Annotated in this window: 3 protein-coding genes; all 3 read left to right on the top strand. The window is 59.4% G+C overall.

Annotated elements, in window-relative coordinates; all coding sequences use genetic code 11:
- A partial coding sequence (gene dxr, locus AC1DWI_RS19120; RefSeq protein ID WP_477725466.1) for a 1-deoxy-D-xylulose-5-phosphate reductoisomerase occupies positions 1-799 on the top strand: 799 nt, incomplete at its 5' end.
- A 1-nt stretch (position 800) separates the two neighbouring features.
- On the top strand, positions 801-2,174 hold the full coding sequence (gene rseP, locus AC1DWI_RS19115) for an RIP metalloprotease RseP (protein WP_477725465.1): 1,374 nt from the start codon (positions 801-803) through the stop codon (positions 2,172-2,174).
- A gap of 13 nt (positions 2,175-2,187) precedes the next feature.
- On the top strand, positions 2,188-2,716 hold a 529-nt coding region (locus AC1DWI_RS19110; RefSeq protein ID WP_477725464.1), incomplete at its 3' end, for a POTRA domain-containing protein.

Below are 2,716 nucleotides of genomic sequence, written 5' to 3'. Positions count from 1 at the left end.
GGCCCTCGTCGTCGGCGGCGAAGTGTTTATGCGGGCGGTTCGTGAAGGGGGGGCCCGGTTGCTGCCTATTGACAGTGAGCATTCGGCCATTTTCCAGTCGTTGCCCGAAGACCCGGCGGTGTGGCCCCGGCGCATCGAAAAAATCATGCTGACCTCGTCGGGCGGTCCTTTTCGCGCCCGTGATCCAGCAACTTTGCGCGACGTAACGCCCGAGCAGGCCTGCGCGCACCCTAATTTTTCCATGGGCCGCAAGATTTCGGTGGATTCGGCCACGATGATGAACAAGGCTTTGGAGGTGATCGAGGCCAAGTACCTGTTTGGTGTCGTGCCGGAGCAGATCGAGGTGGTGATCCATCCGCAGCAAATCATCCATTCGATGGTGCAGTTCCATGACGCATCGGTGATGGCCCAGCTGGGTACGCCCGATATGCGGGTGCCGATTGCCTATGGCCTGTCCTGGCCGGAGCGGATCGAAAGCGGCACGGCGCGCCTGGACTTCGCCCGCATGGCCGCCATGACATTCGAGGTCCCGGACTTTCAGCGCTTTCCCTGCCTGCCTTTGGCCTGGGAGAGTTTGCGTGCGCCGCCGGGCACTTGCGTGGTGCTGAACGCAGCCAATGAGGTTGCTGTGGCGGCGTTTTTGGACCGGCGCATCCGCTTCGACCATATTCACCATGTAAACCATGCAACTTTGGAGGCCGCGGCAGTCTCTCAGGTGGACGACATAGAAGGCTTGCTGGCGCTGGATGAGCAGGCCCGCCGCGTTGCCACTCAAATCACCCAAGGTCTGGAGTCCTGAGATGCTGACACTGGTTTCTTTCGTTGTGACTCTCGGTATCCTGATTGCCGTGCACGAATACGGCCATTACCGCGTCGCAGTGGCGTGTGGCATCAAGGTCCTGAAATTTTCCATCGGATTCGGCAAACCTATTTACACCTGGAAGCTCAAAAACAAGTCGACAGAGTTTTCCATCGGCATGCTGCCCCTGGGCGGCTACGTCAAGATGCTGGATGAGCGCGAGGCCCCGGTGGATCTATCCGAGCGTCATCTGGCTTTTAATACCCAGCCGCTGAAATCGCGGGTTGCCGTGGTGGCCGCCGGCCCGGCCGCCAATTTGCTGCTGGCCATAGTGCTGTATGCCGTGGTCAACTGGACTGGCTTGCAGGAGCCCAAAGCCATTTTGGCCAGCCCGGTAGCAGGATCGCTTGCCGAAAAGGCTGGCCTGGGTGGCGGGGAAATGGTTCAGCAGGCGGCTTTTGAAGGCGGCGACCTGGAGGTCGTTCATTCTTTTGAAGACTTGCGCTGGAGGCTCACTCAAGGTGCACTGGATGGTCGCGACCTCACCTTGGTGCTTGGCAGCGATGGCGCAGCGTCAGGGCAGACTGTGCGGTTGCTGCTCAGTACGCTGGGTGCACCCGAAGCAGATGCCGATCTGTTCAGGAAAATTGGCATTCTCGGCCCCTGGACCCGTCCGGTGATTGGCACTGTCATGCCCGGGGGCGCCGCAGAAAAATCCGGCCTGCGTGCCGATGATCTCGTGCTTCGCATTGGCGAGACAGCGATTGTGGATGGGCAACAGCTGCGCGAGGTGATACGTACCTCTGCCCGCTCGACCGGAACGGGTGCTGCCGTTGTCCCGCAGACATGGCAAATCAGCCGTGCTGGCGCATCCCTGGCGCTGCAAGTGACGTCTGAACTCAAGGCAGTGAACGGGGTGATGGTGCCCCGGATTGAGGCCTATGTGGGAGCCCCTCCCGAGTTTGTCACGGTGCGTTACGGCCCTGTCGATGGCTTGTGGCAAGGTGCCGTACGTACCTGGCAGGTTTCGCTGCTCACACTGAAGATGATGGGGAAAATGGTCATAGGCGAGGCGTCGCTTAAAAACCTGAGTGGCCCGCTCACGATTGCGGACTATGCGGGGAAGTCGGCCAGCCTTGGGTGGAGCAGTTATCTGCTATTTTTGGCCCTTATCAGCGTGAGCCTTGGCGTCCTGAATTTACTGCCGCTGCCGGTTCTGGATGGGGGGCACCTGATGTATTATCTTTGGGAGGGGATCACCGGCCGGGGCGTGTCTGACGCCTGGATGGACCGGTTGCAGCGCGGTGGCGTTGCTATCCTGCTGGGCATGATGTGCGTTGCCCTGTTTAACGATGTCACCCGGCTTTTGGRCTAATTCCTTACATTTCATGCAAAAACAAATAAATCGCTTCAAAGTTCGTGCAGTTTGCGCTATCGCCGCCGGTCTTTTTGCAGCCAGTTCGGCTTGGGCCGTTGACCCTTTCACGGTGCGTGATATCCGGGTTGAAGGCTTGCAGCGCGTTGAGCCCGGAACCATTTTTGCCTCCTTGCCCTTTCGGGTCGGCGAAACCTATAACGACGACAAGGGTTCCACCGCCATTCGTGCGCTGTTTGGGCTGGGCCTGTTCAAGGACGTGAGACTTGAAGTCAGTGGCGACGTATTGGTGGTGATCGTTGAAGAGCGTCCCACCGTCGCTGACGTGGACTTTGTGGGTGCCAAGGAGTTCGACAAGGACGCGCTCAAGAAAGCACTCCGCGAGGCCGGTGTTGCGGACGGCCAGCCGTTCGACAAGGCGCTCGCCGACAAGGCGGAGCAGGAGCTCAAGCGCCAGTACATCAACAAGAGCCTGTACGGCGTTGAAATTGTCACCACCGTCACGCCGATCGAACGCAATCGGGTCAACCTGACTTTCAGTG

Source organism: Polaromonas sp. P3_C2 (assembly GCF_056402675.1).
The sequence above is the reverse complement of the archived record's forward strand: the minus strand, read 5'-3'. Positions and strand labels throughout refer to the sequence as shown.